The organism is Variovorax paradoxus, from assembly GCF_902712855.1.
Classification (GTDB): domain Bacteria; phylum Pseudomonadota; class Gammaproteobacteria; order Burkholderiales; family Burkholderiaceae_C; genus Variovorax; species Variovorax paradoxus_Q.
Genome location: NZ_LR743507.1, coordinates 1,899,090 through 1,919,936 on the forward strand (window position 1 = coordinate 1,899,090; position 20,847 = coordinate 1,919,936).

The 20,847-nt window shown below is 64.9% G+C and carries 19 protein-coding genes; 13 read left to right on the forward strand and 6 right to left on the reverse strand.

Annotated features, from left to right (window positions below; translation table 11 throughout):
- Positions 1–3: 3 nt before the first annotated feature.
- The gene (metK, locus tag AACL56_RS08445; protein WP_339089375.1) at positions 4–1,188 is read right to left on the reverse strand and encodes a methionine adenosyltransferase; all 1,185 of its coding nucleotides are present in this window, start codon (positions 1,186–1,188) and stop codon (positions 4–6) included.
- 218 nt (positions 1,189–1,406) lie between these two features.
- On the opposite strand from metK, the gene AACL56_RS08450 reads away from it, so the two are divergent.
- Both AACL56_RS08450 and AACL56_RS08455 read left to right on the forward strand, forming a co-directional pair.
- A complete protein-coding gene (locus tag AACL56_RS08450) occupies positions 1,407–2,297 on the forward strand; it encodes a lysophospholipid acyltransferase family protein (RefSeq protein WP_339089376.1) in 891 nt (296 codons plus the stop codon).
- Positions 2,294–3,178: a lipid A biosynthesis acyltransferase gene (locus AACL56_RS08455; RefSeq protein ID WP_339089377.1), complete on the forward strand. Its 885-nt coding sequence runs from the start codon at positions 2,294–2,296 to the stop codon at positions 3,176–3,178. The genes AACL56_RS08450 and AACL56_RS08455 overlap by 4 nt, the downstream gene beginning before the upstream one ends.
- 44 nt (positions 3,179–3,222) lie before the next feature.
- Here AACL56_RS08455 and AACL56_RS08460 read toward each other — a convergent pair whose 3' ends face one another.
- A complete protein-coding gene (locus AACL56_RS08460; protein WP_339089378.1) occupies positions 3,223–4,134 on the reverse strand; it encodes an alpha/beta fold hydrolase in 912 nt (303 codons plus the stop codon).
- 84 nt (positions 4,135–4,218) lie between these two features.
- On the reverse strand, positions 4,219–4,977 hold the full coding sequence (yihA, locus tag AACL56_RS08465) for a ribosome biogenesis GTP-binding protein YihA/YsxC (RefSeq protein ID WP_339089379.1): 759 nt from the start codon (positions 4,975–4,977) through the stop codon (positions 4,219–4,221).
- Positions 4,978–5,049: 72 nt separating this feature from the next.
- Here yihA and AACL56_RS08470 point away from each other — a divergent pair, with 72 nt between their 5' ends.
- The 5 genes from AACL56_RS08470 to AACL56_RS08490 all read left to right on the forward strand — a co-directional run bounded on the left by AACL56_RS08470 (position 5,050) and on the right by AACL56_RS08490 (position 11,166).
- Entirely contained in the window at positions 5,050–5,721 is a 672-nt protein-coding gene (locus tag AACL56_RS08470) for a c-type cytochrome (RefSeq protein WP_339089380.1), read from the forward strand.
- Positions 5,722–5,853: 132 nt separating this feature from the next.
- Positions 5,854–8,031, forward strand: a complete 2,178-nt coding sequence (locus AACL56_RS08475; RefSeq protein WP_339089381.1) for a cytochrome c biogenesis protein ResB — start codon at positions 5,854–5,856, stop codon at positions 8,029–8,031.
- Positions 8,031–9,347, forward strand: a complete 1,317-nt coding sequence (gene ccsB, locus AACL56_RS08480; RefSeq protein ID WP_339089382.1) for a c-type cytochrome biogenesis protein CcsB — start codon at positions 8,031–8,033, stop codon at positions 9,345–9,347. The genes AACL56_RS08475 and ccsB overlap by 1 nt, the downstream gene beginning before the upstream one ends.
- Before the next feature lie 116 nt (positions 9,348–9,463).
- Positions 9,464–10,483 (forward strand): protein-methionine-sulfoxide reductase catalytic subunit MsrP, encoded by a 1,020-nt coding sequence (msrP, locus tag AACL56_RS08485; protein ID WP_339089383.1) that lies wholly within the window; start codon positions 9,464–9,466, stop codon positions 10,481–10,483.
- 29 nt (positions 10,484–10,512) lie between these two features.
- On the forward strand, positions 10,513–11,166 hold the full coding sequence (locus AACL56_RS08490) for a sulfite oxidase heme-binding subunit YedZ (protein ID WP_339089384.1): 654 nt from the start codon (positions 10,513–10,515) through the stop codon (positions 11,164–11,166).
- A 21-nt stretch (positions 11,167–11,187) separates the two neighbouring features.
- On the opposite strand, the gene lysA is transcribed toward AACL56_RS08490, so the two are convergent.
- Together lysA and lptM are read right to left on the reverse strand one after the other, a co-directional pair.
- A complete protein-coding gene (gene lysA / locus AACL56_RS08495; RefSeq protein ID WP_339089385.1) occupies positions 11,188–12,474 on the reverse strand; it encodes a diaminopimelate decarboxylase in 1,287 nt (428 codons plus the stop codon).
- The gene (lptM, locus tag AACL56_RS08500) at positions 12,471–12,722 is read right to left on the reverse strand and encodes an LPS translocon maturation chaperone LptM (RefSeq protein ID WP_425336998.1); all 252 of its coding nucleotides are present in this window, start codon (positions 12,720–12,722) and stop codon (positions 12,471–12,473) included. Before lptM ends, lysA begins: the two co-directional genes overlap by 4 nt.
- Before the next feature lie 36 nt (positions 12,723–12,758).
- Between lptM and cyaY the strand changes: the two genes are divergently transcribed.
- A complete protein-coding gene (gene cyaY, locus AACL56_RS08505; RefSeq protein ID WP_339089387.1) occupies positions 12,759–13,091 on the forward strand; it encodes an iron donor protein CyaY in 333 nt (110 codons plus the stop codon).
- A 10-nt stretch (positions 13,092–13,101) separates the two neighbouring features.
- Here cyaY and AACL56_RS08510 read toward each other — a convergent pair whose 3' ends face one another.
- On the reverse strand, positions 13,102–15,510 hold the full coding sequence (locus AACL56_RS08510; RefSeq protein ID WP_339089389.1) for a penicillin-binding protein 1A: 2,409 nt from the start codon (positions 15,508–15,510) through the stop codon (positions 13,102–13,104).
- A gap of 238 nt (positions 15,511–15,748) precedes the next feature.
- Between AACL56_RS08510 and AACL56_RS08515 the strand changes: the two genes are divergently transcribed.
- The 5 genes from AACL56_RS08515 to pilQ are packed head-to-tail and all read left to right on the forward strand — an operon-like array spanning position 15,749 to position 20,831.
- Entirely contained in the window at positions 15,749–16,828 is a 1,080-nt protein-coding gene (locus tag AACL56_RS08515; RefSeq protein ID WP_339089390.1) for a pilus assembly protein PilM, read from the forward strand.
- Positions 16,825–17,445, forward strand: a complete 621-nt coding sequence (locus AACL56_RS08520; RefSeq protein ID WP_339089391.1) for a PilN domain-containing protein — start codon at positions 16,825–16,827, stop codon at positions 17,443–17,445. The genes AACL56_RS08515 and AACL56_RS08520 overlap by 4 nt, the downstream gene beginning before the upstream one ends.
- A 7-nt stretch (positions 17,446–17,452) precedes the next feature.
- Entirely contained in the window at positions 17,453–18,133 is a 681-nt protein-coding gene (locus AACL56_RS08525; RefSeq protein ID WP_339089392.1) for a type 4a pilus biogenesis protein PilO, read from the forward strand.
- Positions 18,130–18,672 (forward strand): pilus assembly protein PilP, encoded by a 543-nt coding sequence (locus AACL56_RS08530; protein WP_339089393.1) that lies wholly within the window; start codon positions 18,130–18,132, stop codon positions 18,670–18,672. The genes AACL56_RS08525 and AACL56_RS08530 overlap by 4 nt, the downstream gene beginning before the upstream one ends.
- Entirely contained in the window at positions 18,669–20,831 is a 2,163-nt protein-coding gene (gene pilQ / locus AACL56_RS08535; RefSeq protein WP_339089394.1) for a type IV pilus secretin PilQ, read from the forward strand. Before AACL56_RS08530 ends, pilQ begins: the two co-directional genes overlap by 4 nt.
- Positions 20,832–20,847 lie beyond the last annotated feature (16 nt).

Sequence of the window (20,847 nt, forward strand, 5' to 3'; positions counted from 1 at the left end):
TGCTTACTTCAGGCCGGCTGCGGCGCGCAGCGCGGGGGCTTGCGTCGTCGCTTCCCAGGTGAACTCGGGCTCCTCGCGGCCGAAGTGGCCGTAGGCGGCGGTCTTCTGGTAGATCGGGCGCAGCAGGTCGAGCATCTGGATGATGCCCTTCGGGCGCAGGTCGAAGTGCTCGCGCACGAGCTCGGCGATCTTCTCGTCGGGGATCACGCCGGTGCCTTCGGTGTAGACCGTGATGTTCATCGGCTGCGCCACGCCGATGGCGTAGGCCACCTGGATCTGGCACTGGCGCGCCAGGCCCGCCGCCACGATGTTCTTGGCCACGTAGCGCGCCGCATAGGCGGCCGAGCGGTCGACCTTCGACGGGTCCTTGCCCGAGAACGCGCCGCCGCCGTGCGGGCAGGCGCCGCCGTAGGTGTCGACGATGATCTTGCGGCCGGTGAGGCCGCAGTCGCCCTGCGGGCCGCCGATGACGAAACGGCCGGTCGGGTTGATCAGGTAGCGCGTGTTCTGCAGCCATTCCTTGGGCAGCACGGGCTTGATGATTTCCTCGATGATGGCTTCGTTGAACGAGGCCTTCATCTTGGTCGCGGTTTCGCTCTGGTCGGGGCTGTGCTGCGTGGAGAGCACGACGGTGTCGATGCTGTGCGGCTTGCCGTCGACGTAGCGCATCGTCACCTGGCTCTTGGCATCGGGACGCAGGAAGGGCAGGCGGCCATCCTTGCGCAGTTGCGCCTGGCGCTCCACGAGGCGGTGTGCGTAGTAGATCGGCGCGGGCATCAGCTCGGGCGTTTCGTCGCAGGCGTAGCCGAACATCAGGCCCTGGTCGCCGGCACCGGTGTTCAGGTGGTCGTCGGAGGCGTGGTCCACGCCCTGGGCGATGTCGTTGGACTGCTTGTCGTAGCAGACCATCACGGCGCAGCCCTTGTAGTCGATGCCGTAGTCGGTGTTGTCGTAGCCGATGCGCTTGATGGTGTCGCGCGCCACCTGGATGTAGTCGACGTGCGCATTGGTGGTGATCTCGCCTGCGAGCACCACGAGACCGGTGTTGGTCAGCGTCTCGGCGGCCACGCGGCTGCGTGGGTCCTGCTCGAAGATCGCGTCCAGGATGGCATCCGAGATCTGGTCGGCGACCTTGTCGGGGTGGCCTTCGGAAACGGATTCGGAAGTGAAGAGAAAATCGTTCGCCATGTGTTCAAACTCCATGAATTGATTTGGCGCGTTGCCAACTCTGCGGAGCCCTGGCGAACGCTTTAGCAGATGCCGACGAATCGGCGGGGGCACAATCGCCATGCGCTTGTGTTTGTCGCCCTGCAAGTTGTTCCGTAACTCGGCGACAATTTGGATTCTATTCGAGCCGCGCATACCATGCGCGCGCGTCCGTTTTTTGACCACCCCCTCCCGTTCCGATGATCACCCTGTTCCGCCTGCTTGCCCGCGTGCCGATGCCATTGATGCATTGGTTCGGCGCCATGCTGGGCTGGCTGGTCTGGTGGAGCGCGCCGGGCTATCGCCGACGCTTCAGGGCCAATGCCGCCAGTGCAGGCTTCGGGCCGGGCCAGTACCGTCCCGCGATCTCCGCAGCCGGCAAGATGGCCTCCGAACTGCCCTGGCTGTGGCTTCGGCCCCACGGTGAGACCGTGCTGGACCGCGTAGTGCGCTGGGAAGGCGTCGAGGCCTTCGAAGCCGCGATGCAGGCGAAGAAGGGCGTGATCCTGGTGGCGCCGCACCTGGGCAGCTGGGAGATGTGCGGCCAGGCCATCGGCGAGCGCTTTCTCGCGTCCTACGGGCCCATCACCGCGCTGTTCCGCCCCGCGCGCAAGAAATGGATGGCCGACCTGATCGCCGCCGGCTCGCGCGACCGGCCCGGCCTGCAGACGCTTCCCACGAACAACACCGGCGTGCGCGGCCTGATCCGCACGCTTCGCGGCGGCGGCTATACCGGCATCCTGCCAGACCAGGTGCCGCCGCTCGGACAGGGCGTCTGGGCGCCGTTCCTGGGCCGCCCCGCCTACACCATGACCTTGCTTCCCCGCCTTGCGCAACAGACCGGCGCGGCCTGCTTCCTGAGCGTGTGCGAACGGCTGCCGCGTGGCGCCGGCTACGTGATCCGCTTCGAGCCGATCGTCGGTACGGCACTGACCGACGCCACGGCGCCGATCGAGGACGCCGCCGCCGCCATGAACGACGCCATCAGTGGCCTGATCCGCAGCCTGCCCGGCCAGTACGTGTGGGACTACGCCCGGTTCAAGGAGCCGCGCGCGGAGCGCGTGGCCGCCGCCACCGGAGAGGCCGCATGAGCCTGGGATCCCGACTCGGCATCGGCTTCATGCGCGCGATCGCGCCGCTGCCGCTGCCCCTCGTGCGTGGCTTCGGCGCGTTCCTCGGCCGCATCCTGCACACCGTCGCCGTGCCGCGGCGTCGCGTGGTCGACACCAACCTGGCTGTGTGCTTCCCCGGGAAATCGGAGGCCGAGCGCCGCTCGCTCGCGCGCCAGACCTTCGTCTACGTGGCCCAGTCGTGGCTCGACCGCGGCTGGCTCTGGCATGCCTCCGAGAAGACAGTGGCGAGCCGGCTGAAGGTGGTGGGCGCAGCACCGGAAATCCGCGAGATCGCCGACGGCGACGCGCCGATGATCCTGTTCGCGCCGCACTTCTACGGCCTCGATGCCGCGGCGACCGCGCTGACCATGCACACAGCGCGTCCCTCGGCCACCATCTACACGACCCAGCGCGATCCGATGGTCGACGCCTGGATCCGCGAAGGCCGCACGCGCTTCGGCGACGTGGCCGCGCTCAACCGGGTCGACGGCATCAAGCCGGTGCTGCAGGGCCTGCGCAAGGGCGGGCTGCTGTACCTGCTGCCCGACATGGACTTCGGACGCGACCAGACGATCTTCGTGCCGTTCTACGGCGTGCAGGCGGCCACGGTGCCGTCGCTCTCGCGCTTCGCGCGGCTGGGCAAGGCCAAGGTGGTGCCAGTGGTGTCGAAGCTCACGCCCGCGGGCTACGAGATCGAAGTGCTGCCGACCTGGCAGAACTTCCCGACCGACGACGTCGAGGCCGATACGGCCCTCATGAACGAGCGCCTGCAGGGCTACATCGACACCATGCCGTCCCAGTACTACTGGGTGCACCGCCGCTTCAAGACGCGCCCCGAGGGCGAGCCGCCGATCTACTGACGCCGCCCCCGAGGAGGCGTGGCGCCAGACGGTGGCGGCTGTTCTCAACGGCGATCGAGGAAGGCCTCGATCTCGCGCGCCACGAGCTGCGGTTGCTCATGCACGATCCAGTGGGTGGCGCCCGGCACCTTCTTGACCACGAGGTCGGGCACGTACTCGTCGAGTCCCTCGAGCAGACCGGGCAGCAGCGCCGCGTCGTCGAGCGCCCAGAACACGAAGGTCGGCACATTCACCGTGAAACGTTCTCGCGGCAACACCGGGATGCTGTCGATGCCCTGCCCCGGCAGCGGCGGCTTCATCGGCGTCACGCGGTAGAGGTTGCATGCGCCCGTGAGACCCGCGCTCCAGACTTCGCGGTACTGCTGCTTGACCTCTTCGGTGAGCCAGCCGAAGCCGTCCGGTCCGGCCTTCATCAGCAGGAAGAAAGGCCACATGCGCTTGAAGTCGTCGGCCGCGAGCAGCGCCTCGGCGTCGGGACGCGCGAGGAAGTTCATGTAGGCGCTGGCCTGTTGCTGCGCCGGGTTGTTGCGAAGCTCGCGCGTGAACGTACCCGGGTGCGGCGAATTGATGATGACCAGCTTGCCGACCTGCTCCGGAAAGGCATTGGCGTAGCCCCAGCCGAAGGCGCCCCCCCAGTCGTGCGCCACCAGCGCGGCCATGCGGCCGTCTTCGCTTTCGGTGGCCACGAGTTGCTGGATGTCCTGGATCAGCAGCTGCGCCTTGTAGGCCGCTACTTCAGTGGGCGCACTCGACTTCTCGAAGCCGCGCAGGTTGGGGGCCACGCAGCGGTAGCCGCCATGGGCCGGGTCCGAAAAGTACGCGAGCAGCTCGTCCCAGATGAACGCGGCCTCGGGAAAGCCGTGCAGGAACACCATCAGCGGCTGGCCCGGCTTGCCAGCGGCGCGGCAACTCAGGGTGGTGCCGTTTGGCAGGCTGCGTTGGAAGGTCTCGATCATGCTCGTTGTCTCCTTTGGGTTGACTGTCGCTATTCTTTTGATAGTGAACTACGCACGCTGGACGGCCGTTGCAGCCTGACGAGATCAAGCCTCGGCGGGTGGCTCCGGCGGCGGTTCGTCTTGTGCGGGGTCGGGCGCCGCTGCCGCGTCTTCCGGGTGCACCCATCGCCACAGCAGCTCGGCCGCCTCGCCGACGCCCTGCTTCTTCAGCGCGGAGAACAGTTTCACCTCGCCGCCGCCGGCGTTGAGTCGCGTGATCGACAGCACCTTGGCGGCTTCGCTGCGCGTGAGCTTGTCGGACTTGGTGAGCAGCACGAGGAACTTCAGGCCCTGTTCCACGCGCGGACGGATCACGTCGAGCAGGATCTCGTCGAGTTCGGTGAGTCCGTGGCGCGGATCGCACATGAGCACCACGCCGCGCAGGCTCTCGCGCGTCATCAGGTAGTTGCCCATCACGCGTTGCCAGCGCAGCTTGGCCTCGCGCGGCACTGCCGCATAGCCGTAGCCCGGCAGGTCGGCGAGCACCGCGTCATCGACCTTCTGCTTGCCGATGCCGAACAGGTTGATGTGCTGCGTGCGGCCCGGTGTCTTCGAGGCGAAGGCCAGGCGGGTCTGCTGCGTGAGCGTGTTGATGGCCGTCGACTTGCCTGCGTTGGAACGGCCTACGAAGGCGATCTCGGGCAGATCGACGGGCGGCAGGTGTTCGAGCTGTGGCGCGCTGGTGAGGAAGTGGGCAGTGTGCAGCCAGCCCAGTGCCACGCGTTCGCGCTCGGCGAGCTTGGGGTCCGCGGCAGGCGCCGCGCGGGATGGATAGGCTGCGGGCTTGGCGCGCGGGGAGGGCATCTACGGACTTTCGAAACAAGACCCACATTGTAGAATCGTGGGGTTTTGCGCCATAAATTCGAAGCCCCCGATATGAAGTTGTTTGCCAATATTTTGCTTGCAGCCCTTCTGGGCCTCGCATCCAGCGTAAGTTTTGCAGCCGATGAACACGCGGCTGCTCCGGCCGCGGCGGCTGCAAAGCCACCCAAGCCGGACCCTGCCAAGGGGGACACGTTGTTCAACGCAACACCGGCAAACAGCCAGAGCTGTGCTTCATGCCACAACGCCGATGGCAACTCCGCCATTGCGGCAAACCCTAAGCTGGCACAGCAGCATCCCGAATACATCCTCAAGCAGTTGCAGGATTTCAAGTCCGGCAAGCGCAAGAGCGCGATCATGAAGCCGCTGGCTTCTGCGCTGTCCGACGACGACATGCGCAACATCGCCTGGTTCGTCGGCTCGAAGAAGATCAAGACGGGCTTCTCGAAGGACAAGGACACCATCGCCCTCGGCGAGAAGATCTACCGCGGCGGTATCGGCGATCGCCAGATCCCGGCCTGCGCCGGCTGCCACAGCCCCAACGGCGCGGGCATGCCTGCCCAATACCCGCGGCTGGGCGGGCAGAACGCCGACTACACCGTGGCCCAGCTCGTTGCCTTCCGCGACAACGTGCGCCTGAACAGCGCCCCCATGACCGGCGTGGCCGCCAAGCTCAACGATCGCGAGATCAAGGCCGTGGCCGACTACATCGCCGGCCTGCGCTGACGGTGAGGTCACGCCTTCGAGCGTGAGCGCGTGAACTAACCGCCGACAACAACCCCAAACAAAGGGCGGGCCGATCCATCAGGATGGCCCGCCCTTTCGCTTTTTTCTCCTTTTCCGTTCTACTGTCGCCCGATGTCCGTCTCCACCCATGGCCTTCGCGTTCATCGCGGCCCGCAAATGCTTCGCGCAGCGGTGGAGCTGTTCTCGTCGATGCGCTTCGCGATCGCGCTGCTCACAGTCATCTGCATCGCGTCGATCATCGGCACCGTGCTCAAGCAGCATGAGCCGATCAACAACTACATCAACCAGTTCGGGCCCTTCTGGGCCGAGCTGTTCCGCGCGGCGCGGCTCGACTCCATCTACAGCGCATGGTGGTTCCTGCTGATCCTGCTGTTCCTGGTGATCAGCACCACGCTGTGCATCGTGCGCAACACGCCGCGCATCATGGTCGACCTCAAGACATTCAAGGAAGATATCCGCGCGCAGAGCCTGAAGGCGTTCGGCCAGCGTGCCGAGAACAGCCTCGGCGAAACGCCCGAGGCCGCGGCCAACCGCATCGGGCAGCTGCTCGTGAGCGGCGGCTGGAAGGTCAGGCTGCAGCAGCGCGAAGCCACCCAGGGCAGCCGGCCGACCGCCGCAGGGTGGATGGTCGCGGCGCGCGCCGGCGGCGCGCACAAGCTGGGCTACATCGCAGCCCACAGTGCCATCGTGCTGGTGTGCATCGGCGGGCTGTTCGACGGCGACCTCGTGGTGCGCGCACAGACCTGGTTCAACGGCAAGAGCGTGTTCACAGGCGGCGGCATGATCGCCGACGTGCCGCCGCAGCACCGGCTCTCCGCCAGCAACCCGACCTTCCGCGGCAACATCCTCGTGCCCGAAGGCGGGCAGGGCAGCGTGGCCATCCTGAACCAGGCCGACGGCGTGCTGCTGCAGGAACTTCCGTTCTCCATCGAGCTGAAGAAGTTCATCGTCGACTACTACTCCACCGGCATGCCCAAGCTCTTCGCGAGCGAGGTGGTGCTGCACGACCGCGAGACCGGTGCCGAGGTGCCTGCGCGCATCGAGGTCAACCATCCCGCAAGCTACAAGGGCGTGGAAATCTACCAGTCGAGCTTCGACGACGGCGGCTCCAAGGTGAAGCTCAAGGCGGTTCCGATGGCGGCCGCAGCCAAGCCCTTCGAGGTGGAAGGCGTCATCGGCGGCCCGAGCACCGAGATCACCAACGGAAAGGACAAGCTCACGCTCGAGTACGCCGCGCTGCGCGTGATCAACGTGGAGAACTTCGCCGATGCCGGGGCGATGAGCAGCGGTGCCGACGTGCGCAAGGTCGACCTGCGCCACGACATCGAATCGCGTCTGGGCGCGGCCAACAAGGTCAACAAGCCCAAGGTGCTGCGCAACATCGGCCCCAGCATCGGCTACAAGCTGCGCGACGCCGCCGGGCAGGCGCGCGAGTACCAGAACTACATGGTGCCGGTCGACACCGGCGACGGCCAGCCGGTGTTCCTGCTGGGCATGCGCGAGCGGCCCGAAGATCCGTTCCGCTACCTGCGCGTGCCGGCCGACGACCAAGGCTCCATGGACGGCTTCGTGCGCATGCGCACCGCGCTTGGCGATGCCGATACCCGTGCACGCGCCATCGAGCGCTACATCGCGAAGGCCAGCGACCCGAAGCGGCCCGAAATGGCGGAGCAGCTGCGCGTGTCGGCCACGCGCGCGCTCGCGCTGTTCGCGGGCACCGAGCGCGCCAAGCCCGACGCCACCACCGTCGGCGGCTGGCAGGCGATTGCCGAGTTCATGGAGGTCAACGTGCCCGAAGCCGAGCGGGAGCGCGCCGGCGGCGTGCTGGTGCGGATCCTGAACGACGTGCTGTTCGAGGTGCTCAACCTGAGCCGCGAAGGCGCCGGTCTGGCCGCGCTGCCGAACGACGAGAAATCGCAGGCCTACCTGACGCAGGCGGTGCTGGCCATCAGCGATGCGCACTTCTATCCGGCCCCGGTCGCGATGATGATGACCGACTTCACCCAGGTGCAGGCCAGCGTGTTCCAGGTGGCTCGCGCCCCTGGGAAGAGCATCGTCTACCTCGGCTGTCTGTTGCTGATCGTCGGGATTTTTGCCATGCTGTACGTGCGCGAGCGCCGGCTCTGGGTATGGCTGACACCCGAGGGTGGCGTGTCCGATGGCGCTGCGGCGGCCACGGCGGCCACGATGGCCTTCTCGGTCAATCGCAAGACCATCGACAGCGACCGCGAATTCGAGCACCTCAGGCACAAGCTGCTCGGCCTGGACAAGACACAAGCAGAGACATGATGAACACCACGACCCTGACGCTCAATGAAAGCTGGCTCTCACGCCGCAACCTCTTCGACTGGGTGTTCGCGGCGCTGGTGCTGGCCGGCGGCCTCTTCGCCTTCGCGCGGTATGCGGGGTCGATGGACTACTACGAGAAGCCGATCCTTGCCGCCGCGGTCGTCTCGATGATCGCCATCGGCTGGTTCTGGCGCCCACTGCGCGTGCTGGCCATCGTGGTCGCCGCGGCGTCGTTGCTGGCCATCACGTCGTACCAGGGCGATCTGGCGCGTGCCGACACGGTGTTCTGGCTCAAGTACTTCCTGTCGAGCCAGTCGGCCATCCTGTGGATGAGCGTGCTGTTCTTCATGAGCACTCTGTTCTACTGGCTCGGCTTCTTCGGCGGCAAGCAGTCGGACACCTTCGACATGATCGGCTCGCGCCTGGCCTGGGCTGCCGTGACGATGGCGCTGATCGGCACCATGGTGCGCTGGTACGAGAGCCACCAGCTCGGCCCGGACATCGGCCACATTCCGGTCAGCAACCTGTACGAGGTGTTCGTGCTCTTCTGCTGGCTGACGGCCGCGTTCTACCTCTACTTCGAGGAGCGCTACAACACGCGCGCGCTGGGCGCCTTCGTGATGCTGGTGGTCAGCGCGGCGGTGGGCTTCCTGCTCTGGTACACGATCGTGCGCGAGGCGCATGAGATCCAGCCGCTGGTGCCCGCGCTGCAGAGCTGGTGGATGAAGCTGCACGTGCCGGCCAACTTCATCGGCTACGGCACCTTTGCGCTGTCGGCCATGGTGGCCTTCGCCTACCTCATCAAGGAGCAGGCGAGCGAGACGCGCTGGTACAAGCTCACGCCGATCTGGCTGCTTGGCGTTGCACTGTGCTTCGTGCCGGTGGCATTCCGCCAGCGGGTGCAGGAAGCCGGCGGCAGCTACTGGGTGGTTTATGCGGCCATTTCGGCGCTGATAGCGGCCGGCATCCTGCTGGGACGCAAACGAATCGCGGCACGCCTGCCTGCCAACGATGTGCTCGACGACGTCATGTACAAGTCGATCACTGTCGGCTTTGCCTTCTTCACCGTCGCCACCGTGCTGGGCGCGCTGTGGGCGGCCGACGCCTGGGGCGGCTACTGGAGCTGGGACCCGAAGGAAACCTGGGCGCTGATCGTCTGGCTCAACTACGCGGCGTGGCTGCATATGAGGCTCGTGAAGGGCCTGCGCGGCACCGTGGCAGCCTGGTGGGCGCTGGGTGGGCTGGCGGTCACGACCTTCGCCTTTCTCGGCGTGAACATGTTCCTGAGCGGGTTGCACAGCTACGGCACGCTGTGAGCGCACGCCTACGGGCTTTCGCGAAGAATTGAAACCGCGCGCCGCGAAGGCGCGTAACCAGATCGGGGGCAGTCACGAACTACCCTGAACAAAACGATTCACGCGAAAGGCCTGTCATGTCGTTCCATTCCCGTCCGATCCGCCGCAACCAGGGCGACAACGGCTTCAACCATCCGCTGCCGAGCGAGATCACGCCCCGCGCCGACTACGAAAGCCGCCGCGATGTGCTGAAACTCATCGCGGGTGGCGCAGCCGGTGCGGCATTGGCGAGCTTTGCCTCGCGCGATGCGTGGGCGCAGGCGGAGCGCCCGAACAAGCTCGCGCCGCTGCCCGGGGCCAAATCAGCTGTGCCGGGTGCCATGTCGATGGAGAAGGTCACCGACTACAAGGACGCGTCGACGTATAACAACTTCTATGAGTTCGGCACCGACAAGGCCGACCCGGCCAGGAATGCCGGCACGCTGAAGACGCGCCCCTGGACCGTGGAGGTCGAAGGCCTGGTCAAGAAGCCTGGCAAGTACGGCATCGAGGACCTGCTCAAGCTCAGCGCACAGGAAGAGCGCATCTATCGCCTTCGCTGCGTCGAGGGCTGGTCGATGGTGATTCCGTGGGTCGGCTATTCGCTCGCCGAGCTCATCAAGAAGGTCGAGCCGCAGGGCAACGCCAAGTTCGTCGAGTTCGTGACGCTGGCCGACCCCAAGACCATGCCCTTCGTGGGCTCGCGCGTGCTCGACTGGCCTTACACCGAAGGCCTGCGCATGGACGAGGCGATGCACCCGCTCACGCTGCTGGCCTTCGGCATGTACGGCGAGGTGCTGCCCAACCAGAACGGCGCGCCGGTGCGGCTGGTGGTGCCATGGAAGTATGGCTTCAAGTCGGCGAAGTCGATCGTCAAGATCCGCTTCGTCGAGAAGGAACCGGGCACGGCCTGGAACAAGGCCGCAGCCAACGAGTACGGCTTCTATTCCAACGTGAACCCGAACGTCGACCATCCCCGCTGGAGCCAGGCCACTGAGCGCCGCATCGGCGATGGCGGCGGGCTGTTCGCCAAGCGTCGCAAGACCGAGCTTTTCAACGGCTACGAAGCGCAGGTCGGCCAGCTGTATGCGGGCATGGACCTGAAGAAGAACTACTGAGCCGGCTCCGGCACGCTGCCATCGCCCCCATGAACAAGCTGCTCATGCATCCGGCGACCAAGCCGGTCGTCTTTCTGCTGTGCCTCCTGCCGTTCGCGCGGCTGGCATACGGCGCGTTCACGGACGGCCTCGGCGCCAACCCTGCCGAGTTCCTGATTCGCGCCACCGGCGACTGGACGCTGCGCTTCATCTGCATCGTGCTGGCGGTGACGCCGCTGCGCGTGATGACCAGGTGGAACGCGCTGGCCCGCTACCGCCGGATGCTGGGCCTGTTCGCGTACTTCTACGTCGTGCTGCACCTGGTGTGCTACAGCTGGTTCGACATGGGTTTCGAGTGGGGCGAGATCGCGAAGGACATTGCCAAGCGGCCGTTCATCCTCGTGGGGTTCTCCGCCTTCGTGCTGCTGACGCCGCTGGCGGCCAGCTCGTTCAATCGGGCGATCAAGGCCATGGGCGCGAAGCGCTGGCAGTTGCTGCACAAGCTGGTCTACGTGATCGCGGGGCTCGGCCTGCTGCACTTCTTCTGGCTGCGCGCGGGCAAGAACAATTTCGCCGAAGTGTTCGTCTATGCCGCGATCATCGGCGTGCTGCTGGCATGGCGCGTCTGGAATTTCGCGAGCAAGCGCCAGGCGCCGGCCTCGGTGGCGGCGCGCAGCAGCGACAAGCCGCTGCGCACCGGTTGACCGTCCGAAGGGAAAGGCCTGTCAGCCCTCGATCTCGGCGCGCAGCTGGTCTTCCATCGTCTCTCGACGGCGGATCAATTTGGCGGTGGCGCCGCTCACCAGCACTTCGGCGGCACGCCCGCGCGTGTTGTAGTTGCTGGACATGCTCATGCAATACGCTCCGGCCGACAGCACGGCCAGCAGGTCGCCGGCCACCACGTTGAGCGCGCGATCGCGGCCGATCCAGTCACCGCTTTCGCAGACCGGGCCCACCACGTCGTAGGTCGGCGCAACGCCGGCACGCGTGCGCACCGGCACGATGCGCTGGAAGGCCTGGTACATCGCGGGACGCGGCAGGTCGTTCATGGCCGCGTCGACGATGCAGAAGTTCTTGTCTTCGCCTGGCTTGGTGTAGAGCACCTCGGTGACGCAAACGCCGGCGTTGCCGACCAGCGAGCGGCCGGGTTCGATCACCAGCCTGCGCTGGCCGAAACCGCGGGCATCGAGCTTGGCGAGTAGCTGTTGCCAGAGCGCATCGGCCTTGGGCGGCACTTCGCCGTTGTAGTCGATGCCCAGGCCGCCGCCGAAGTCCAGGTGATGGATCGGCACGCCGGCCGCCTCGATGGCCTCCATCAGGTCCAGCACGCGGTCGCAGGCATCGAGGTAGGGCGAGGCTTCGGTGATCTGCGAACCGATATGGCAGTCGATGCCCACGACTTCCAGGCCCGGCAGCCTTGCGGCATGCCGGTAGGCCTCGACGGCGCGGTCGTGCGCGATGCCGAACTTGTTGCCTTTGAGGCCGGTGGAAATGTACGGATGCGTCTTCGGATCGACGTTCGGATTGATGCGGATGCTGATCGGTGCGCGGTGGCCTTCGGCCAGTGCCACTTCGTTGAGCACGTCGAGTTCGGCTTCGCTCTCGACGTTGAAGCAGGCAATGCCGGCCTCGAGTGCCTGTCGCATCTCGGCGCGGGTCTTGCCGACGCCCGAGAAGATGATCGTCTTCGGATCGGCGCCCACGGCCAGCACGCGCGACAGTTCGCCGCCCGAGACGATGTCGAAGCCGCAGCCGGCGTCCGCGAAAACGCGCAGCACGCCGAGCGACGAATTGGCCTTCATTGCATAGCAGATGAGAGCATCGCGCCCTTCGAAGCCGCGCTGGTACGCAGCCAGCGCATCCAGCATCCACTGCTTCGAATAGACGAAAAGCGGAGTGCCGTGCTCTCGGGCCAGAGCGTCGAGCGCCACGCCTTCGATGTGCAGCGTACCGTCGCGCTGCGCGACATGCGGTTGGCCGGGAAGAGGGGAAGTGGTGAGATCGGCGCTCATTTGCGCGGTTCCGTGGTGTTGCTGTTGTTGCCGGCCGGCGCGCTGGCGGCCGCGGCCGGCGCAGGCGCCGCTGCACTGGCGGACGACGAGCGCAGGCTGTCCGGCGTCATGAGCTGTGGCAAGGTGGCGCGCCCGGCAGCTGCCGGATCTGTCGGAAGGTACAGCGCACCGCGCTGTCCGCAGGCAACCAGCGCGGTGGTGCCCGCAACGAGGCAGACCATGAGCACAGCGCGGGCGCGGGTGCTCACTAGAATTTGGCGAACGTTCAACATAGCGAAATTGTAATGACCGACATTGAGTACATGGACCGCGCCGAAGCTGCGCTCGCGGCCATCGAGCAGGGCTGCGACCGCATCAACGACGCAAGCGACGCCGACCTCGACAACCAGCGGGTGGGCGGGATGATCACGATTTCATTCCAGAACGGCAGCCAGTTGATCGTCAACCTGCAGAAGCCCCTGCAGGAAATCTGGCTGGCCGCACGCTCGGGCGGCTATCACTATCGCCACGACGGCACGGCCTGGGTCGACACCAAGACCGGCGAGGAGTTCTTCGGCAACCTGTCGCGCGAAGCGACCCTGCAAGCCGGGCAGCCGCTCGAGTTCGCGGCCGCCTGATTCATCGTCGTCAGTTGCGGAACAGGTCGAGGATGCGGTTGCGCTCCTCGGGCGGAGCCGGCGGACTCACGGGCGCGCCGGTCAAGGCCTCGGCAGGCGCTGCCGGCGCAGCTTCGACGCCCAGGCTCGCCACACCGCGGCCCGGCGCGTAGTCGTCGTAGTACCACTCGCCACCCACGTTCACGATGCCCGATGGCGGATTGGCCGAAAGCTCGGTGACAGGCACGCCCTTGATGGCGGTCTCCATGTAGGTGATCCAGATCGGCAGGCTCAGGCCGCCGCCGGTCTCGCGGTCACCCAGGTTGCGCGGTGTGTCGTAGCCGATCCACGAGATGGCTGTCATGGTCGGCTGGAAGCCGGCGAACCACGCATCCAGCGAGTCGTTGGTGGTGCCGGTCTTGCCGTAGAGGTCGGGGCGCTTGAGCGTGGCCTGCGCCTTGGCGGCAGTGCCGGCGCGGGCCACCGAGTTCAGCAGCGTGTCCATGATGAATGCGTTGCGCTGGGGAATGACGCGCACCGATTCGTTCAACAGCGGCGGCTGCTTGTCGACCAGCACCTTGTCCTTGTGATCGGTGATGCGGGTCACGAGGTACGGATTGACGCGGTAGCCGCCGTTGGCGAAGACCGAGTAACCCACGGCCATCTGCATCGGCGTGACCGAGCCCGCGCCCAGCGCCATCGGCAGATAGGCGGGGTGCTTGTCCTTGTCGAAGCCGAAGTTGGTGATCCAGTCCTGCGCGTAGCGCGTGCCGATCGACTGCAGGATGCGGATCGACACGAGGTTCTTCGACTTCATCAGCGCGGTGCGCATCGACATCGGGCCGTCATAGCCGCCGCCGTAGTTCTTGGGCTCCCAGGGCTGGCCGCCGGTTGTGCCGGCATCGAAGAACAGCGGGCCGTCGTTGATGACGGTGGCGGGGGTGAAGCCCTTTTCGAGCGCTGCGGAATAGATGAAGGGCTTGAAGCTCGAGCCCGGCTGGCGCCACGCCTGCGTGACGTGGTTGAACTTGTTCTTGCCGAAGTCGAAGCCGCCCACGAGCGCCTTGATGGCGCCGTCTCGCGGATCCATGGCGACGAACGCGCCTTCGACCTCTGGCAGTTGCGTGATTTCCCAGGTGTTCTTCGGCGTCTTCACCACGCGGATCACCGCGCCGCGGCGGATCTTGATGTTGGGAGGGGCCTTGTCGGACAGGCCCGACTGCGCGGGCTTGAGGCCTTCGCCGGTGATCTGCACCGGGTCGCCGTTGCCGCGCACCGCATCGATCTGCTTGGCCGTGGCCTTGAGCACCACGGCCGCCATCACGTCGCCGTTGTCCGGATGGTCGCTCAGCGCGTCATCCACGGCCTCGTCGAGCTCCTTGGCGTCGCTGGGCAGGTCGACGAACTTTTCGGGACCACGGTAGATCTGGCGGCGCTCGTAGTCCATGATGCCCTTGCGCAGCGCCTTGTAGGCCGCCGCCTGGTCGGCTGCGACCAGCGAGGTGTAGACCTTCAGGCCGCGCGTGTAGGTGCTGTCGCCATATTGCGCATACATGAGCTGGCGCACGGTCTCGGCGACGTACTCGGCGTGGAGCCGGTTCGGGTCGGCTGCATCGCGCAGATGCAGTTCTTCCTTCTTGGCTTCGGCTGCCTGCTCGGCGGTGATGAAGCCGGCTTCCTGCATGCGGTCGATCACGTAGAACTGGCGGCCGCGCGCCCGTTGCGGGTTGTTGACCGGGTTGTTCGCGCCAGGCGCCTTGGGCAGGCCGGCCAGCATCGCGGCCTGCGCGATGCTGAGATCCTGCAGCGGCTTGCCGAAATACGCTTCCGAAGCGGCAGCGAAGCCGTAGGCACGATTGCCCAGGTAGATCTGGTTCAGGTAGATCTCGAAGATCTGGTCCTTGGTCAGCAGGTGCTCGAGCTTGAACGTGAGCAGGACTTCGTAAACCTTGCGGGTGAGCGTCTTTTCGGAACTCAGGTAGACGTTGCGGGCCACCTGCATCGTGATCGTCGAGGCGCCCTGGCTCTTCACGCGGTTCATGTTGGCCAAGCCTGCGCGAACCATGCCCTTGTAGTCGACGCCGCCGTGATCGTAGAAGCGCGCGTCTTCCGCGGCGAGCACGGCATCCTTCACGACTTTCGGAATTGCGGAAATCGGCGTGAGGTTGCGACGCTCCTCGCCGAATTCGCCGATCTGGATGCCTTCGGCCGAGAACACGCGCAGTGGCAACTTGGGCCGGTAATCGGAAAGTTCCGAAATGTCAGGCAGGTTCGGATAGGCGACTGCGAGGGCCACTGCCACCACGCACAGCACCGACAGCGCGCCCGCGGCGGCAATCCCGAATCCCCAGAAGAAAAGGCGCAACAGCCATTTCAGCCAGGTCGGGCGTTTGGGGGGGGCGGTCTTGGCTGGCCCTTTGGGGCTGGATGTTTCTTGCATGGAGGGCCGGAGAGTCACCCGACATTATAAAAAGCCGGCCCCTTTGCACGATCCGATCTTTGTGACCCTTGCATTGGCCTAATTCAAAAGTTACAAAATGCGGAATTGACGTCAGGTTTTGACAACGGTTGTGGGATTTGTCCTCTGGCCTCGCTTGGTCGGCGCTGTCCCTGCTGCTAGCATGCAACCGAACGCAAATTTTTCTATTGGTTACAAATGCAGGGGAAGAGGACCTAACTTGGCTGCTCTTGGATCATTGTTTCGTCGTCAGAACGCCCCCCTGCTGGGGCTGGACGTGAGTTCGTCCAGCGTCAAGCTGGTCGAGCTCGGCCGTGAGGCCAGCGGCAAGCTGGTCCTGGAACGGTGTGCCATCGAACCCCTGGAACGCGGCTGGATCACTGACGGCAACGTCGAGAAATTCGACGAGGTCGCAGAAGCTGTTCGGCGTGTCATCCGCAAGAGCGGCACTCGCACGCGCAATGTTGCGCTGGCCTTGCCGCCCTCCGCCGTGATCACCAAGAAGATCATTCTTCCAGGCGGCATGAGCGAGCAGGAACTCGAGATCCAGGTCGAGTCCGAAGCCAATCAATACATTCCGTTCTCGCTGGACGAAGTGAGTCTCGACTTCTGCGTGACTGGACCGAGTACGTCGTCGCCCGGCGACGTGGAAGTGCTGATCGCCGCCTCGCGCAAGGAAAAGGTCCAGGATCGCGAAGGTCTGGCGGAAGCCGCCGGCCTGAAGGCAATGATTCTCGACGTCGAGTCGTATGCATCACGGCTTGCAACGGCGCGGCTGATCGAGCAGTTGCCCGGCAAGGGAACGGACGCGATCGTTGCGTTGTTCGAAGTCGGCGCCTTCACCACCAGCATGCAGGTTCTGCGCAACCAGGAGGTGCTGTACGACCGAGATCAGGCGTTCGGCGGCGCCCAGTTGAGCCAGTTGATCGTGCGCCAGTACGGGTTTTCCGCCGAAGAGGCGGAAGCCAAGAAGCGCAGCGGCGACCTCCCCGACGACTACGGTTCGGGTGTGCTCAAGCCATTCGTCGAGAGCATCGCGCAGGAAATCGCGCGTGCGCTCCAGTTCTTCTTCACCAGCACGCCGCACAACCGCGTCGACTACGTGTTCCTGGCTGGCGGTTCGGCATCCCTGCCCGGCCTGACCAATGCAGTGACACGGCAGACGTCGTTTGCATGCTCGCTGCTGAATCCGTTCGATGGCATGGAACTCAGCTCGAACATCCGTGAGAAGAAGGTAAAGCGCGAGGCGCCGTCCTATCTGACCTCTTGCGGTCTGGCCATGCGGAGGTTTCTGCAGTGATTCTCATCAACCTGCTCCCGCACCGCGAAGCAGCACGCAAGCGGCGGCGCGAGGCCTTCTATGGCACCTTGGGCGGCGCGGCCGTCCTCGGGCTGCTGATCGCCGGACTTGGGTACCTATGGTACGAAGCCCAGATTTCGTCGCAGCAATCGAAGAACCGTTTTCTCCAGGCCGAGATCAAGAAGCTCGAAGTCGAGATCAAGGAAATCTCCACGCTGCAGGAGGAAATCGCGGCACTGCGCGCGCGCCAGCAGGCGGTGGAGGATCTCCAGGGCGACCGCAACCTGCCGGTGCACCTGCTGAATGAATTGGTCCGGCAATTGCCCGATGGCGTCTATCTGACGAGCATGAAGCAGGACAACCAGACCGTCACCCTGCAGGGGATGGCGCAATCGAACGAACGTGTGTCGGAGCTTCTGCGCAACCTGGGCAACAACAGCCCTTGGCTGGTGAAGCCTGAACTCGTGGAAATCACCTCGGCCAATGTGAATCTGAGTGCTCGCGACCAGCGGCGTGTCGCCAGCTTCACGATGCGCATCGGGCTCAAGCGCCCGACCGATGCACAGAAGGCTGCTGCCGTGAAGGCGCAGGCCGCTGCGGCGCAATCCAAGGGGTAAGTTGATCATGGCAAGCAATCGCCCCTCCCAGAAAGTCGACGTCGTGGCAGCGCTGAACCGCTTCGGCGACCAGTTCCGCGGACTCAATCCGAACGATCCATCGATGTGGCCCGCGGTGCCACGGTATGCCCTTTGCCTGGCCGTGACCGCCCTGGTCCTGGTCGCGCTGTGGTTCGTGTGGCTGACCAATTCGAACGACGAATTGGAAAGCGAGCGCTCCAAGGAAGTCTCGCTCAGGGCGGACTACTCCAAGAAGGTCGCGCAGGCGGCCAACCTCGAGCTCCTGAAGAAGCAGCGCGAGCAGGTGCAGCAGTACGTGACGCTGCTCGAGAAGCAGTTGCCAAGCAAGGCAGAGATGGACGCCTTGCTGTCCGACATCAACCAGGCAGGCCTGGGGCGGAGCCTGCAATTCGAACTTTTCCGTCCCGGCCAGGTGTCGGTGAAGGATTACTACGCCGAGCTCCCGATTGCCGTGCGCGTCACCGGCCGATATCACGACATGGGCGCCTTCGTCGCCGATGTCGCTGCGCTGTCCCGCATCGTGACTCTGAACAACATCACTGTCACACCGCAGAAGGACAAGGACACGCTGACGATGGACACCACCGCGCGGACGTTCCGCTATCTCGACGATGACGAGCGGGCGGCACAGAAACGCGCAGCCGCGCCAAAGAAGGGTAAGAAGTGAACGCCGCCGCCAGGATCTTGTGGCTTGCACTGGCCACGGCAGGGCTGAGCGCGTGCGACTCCGGTCAGGAGGATCTGCAACGCTGGATGGCCGAACAGCGGGCGCAGGTGAAGCCTTCGGTGCCGCCAATCACGGAGCCCAAGAAGTTCACGCCGCAGGCCTATACCGAGGCCTCCTCGTTCGAACCGTTCAACATTCTGAAGCTCACGCAGGCGCTGCGCCGCGAGTCGAATCAGCCGAGCACTTCGGAATTGATCGCGCCCGAACTGGCGCGCCGCAAGGAGCCGCTGGAAGCCTTCCCGCTGGACTCGATGGCCATGGTCGGCAGCATGAATCGCAGTGGCCAGCCGGTGGCGCTGGTCCGTGTCGACAAGCTGCTCTACAAGGTGCGTGTCGGCGAATACCTGGGACTCAACTACGGGCGCATTACCCGTATCAACGAAACCGAAATCGGCTTGCGCGAAATCGTGCAGGACGCCGCCGGTGAATGGATCGAACGCGTCGCGACGCTGCAGCTGCAAGAGGGTGCGAAGAAATGAACCAAAAGAAATCAACGATGGCACAGTGGCTGCGCGCGGCCGGCCTGGGGCTGCTGGCCTTCGGTGCATTGGCTGTGGCCCATGCACAAAACGCCATCCAGGCGGTGACCAGTTCTACTCAGTCGGGCGCGGAAGTGATCCGCATCGACATGGCGCAGCCGCTCACCGCGGTGCCCACAGGCTTCGCTGTCCAGACGCCGGCGCGCATTGCGCTCGACTTCCCCGGCGTCACGAATGCGATCGGGCGGTCTGCCATCGAGGTGAATCAGGGCAACCTGCGATCTGTCAACGTGGTCCAGGCCGGTGAACGCAGCCGTGTGGTGTTGAACCTCAAGCAGGCTACGGCCTACAAGGCCGAGATCCAGGGCAAGTCGCTGCTGGTCGTTCTCGAACCGGTCGCAGGTACGGCCCTTGCCGCATCCGCTGCGACGACCTTTGCGGAAAACCGGAACCGCGACACCCTGCCGCTTCGTGACCTTGACTTCCGTCTCGGCAGCGACAGCACAGGTCGCGTCATCGTCGACCTTCCGAACAACCAGGTGGGAGTCGATGTCAAGCAGCAAGGCAAGAACCTCATCGTCGAATTCACCAAATCGACCTTGCCGGAAGGACTTCGCCGCAGGCTCGACGTTTCCGACTTCGGCACTCCGGTCCAGCTGATCACTTCGCAACAATCGGGCGACCGCGTGCGGATGACGATCGAGGCCAAGGGTGACTGGGAGCACAGCGCCTACCAGAGCGAGAACCAGTTCGTGGTGGAAATGCGGGCCCGCAAGGTCGATCCGAGCAAGCTCACGCAAGGCGTTGGCTACAACGGCGAAAAGCTCTCGCTCAATTTCCAGAACATCGAGATCCGTTCGCTGCTGCAGGTCATTGCCGACTTCACGAATTTCAATATCGTGACTTCCGACTCGGTGAATGGTGCCTTGACGCTTCGCCTGAAGGACGTGCCTTGGGACCAGGCTCTCGACATCATCATGCAGGCCAAGAACCTGGGCATGCGCAAGAACGGCAGCGTGCTGTGGATCGCGCCCAAGGACGAGATCAATGCGAAGGAAAAGCTCGAATTCGAAGCGAAAGCCGCGATCGAGAACCTCGAGCCGCTGCGGACCCAGTCGTTTCAGCTGAACTACACCAAGGCCATCACGATTGCGCAAGGCCTGACCGGCACGGGTGCGTCGGCTGGCGGTGGCGGTGGCGGTGGTGGCAGCAGCGGCACCACGAGCCGCATTCTCAGCCCGCGCGGCAGCGTAATCGCGGAGTCGCGGACCAACCAATTGTTCGTCTCGGACATTCCGTCCCGTCTGGCGCAGATCGCAGACCTGATCCAGAAACTCGATATCCCGGTGCGCCAGGTGTTGATCGAAGCACGCATCGTGGAAGCCTCGGACACCTTCGGCAAGTCGCTGGGCGTCAAGCTGGGCGGTGGTATCTCGGGAGAGCGTTTTGCCTCGTCCGCAGGCAACCGGGCATACGGCAACGTGGGAGTGATGCCCGTCGTCACGCCTGGCACCAATGGCGGTGCCAGCACCGCCACCACCACCTGGACCAACTCCAACTTCATCAACCTCCCCGCAGGCGACGCAGGCGGCACAGGCAATGCTGCGGGCACCTTCGCCATCTCGCTCTTCAATTCCAGCTTCTCGCGGATGCTGAATCTGGAAATCTCCGCGCTCGAAGCCGACGGCAAGGGCAAGCTGGTGTCCAGTCCCCGCGTCATCACGGCCGACCAGACCAAGGCGTTGATCGAGCAGGGTGAGGAAATTCCGTACCAGCAGGCGACGTCCAGCGGCGCAACCTCGATCTCGTTCCGCAAGGCGGTGCTCAAGCTCGAAGTGACGCCGCAGATCACGCCGGAAGGCAACATCATCCTGACGCTGGACGTGAGCAAGGACGCCCGTGGCGTGAACACTTCGGCGGGCCCGGCCATCAACACCAAGCATGTGCAGACCGAGGTGCTGGTCGAGAACGGCGGCACGGTTGTCATCGGTGGTATCTTCGAGCTCACCGAAACCAATGACGAATCGCGCGTGCCGGTGCTGGGTGAAGTGCCTTATGTGGGGGCACTGTTCCGCAAGCGCGAACGCGTTGCCAACAAGACTGAAATGCTCGTCTTTATCACCCCGAAGATGATTACCGACCGCAACGCCGCGCGCTGACGCGCAGGCGTAGCAG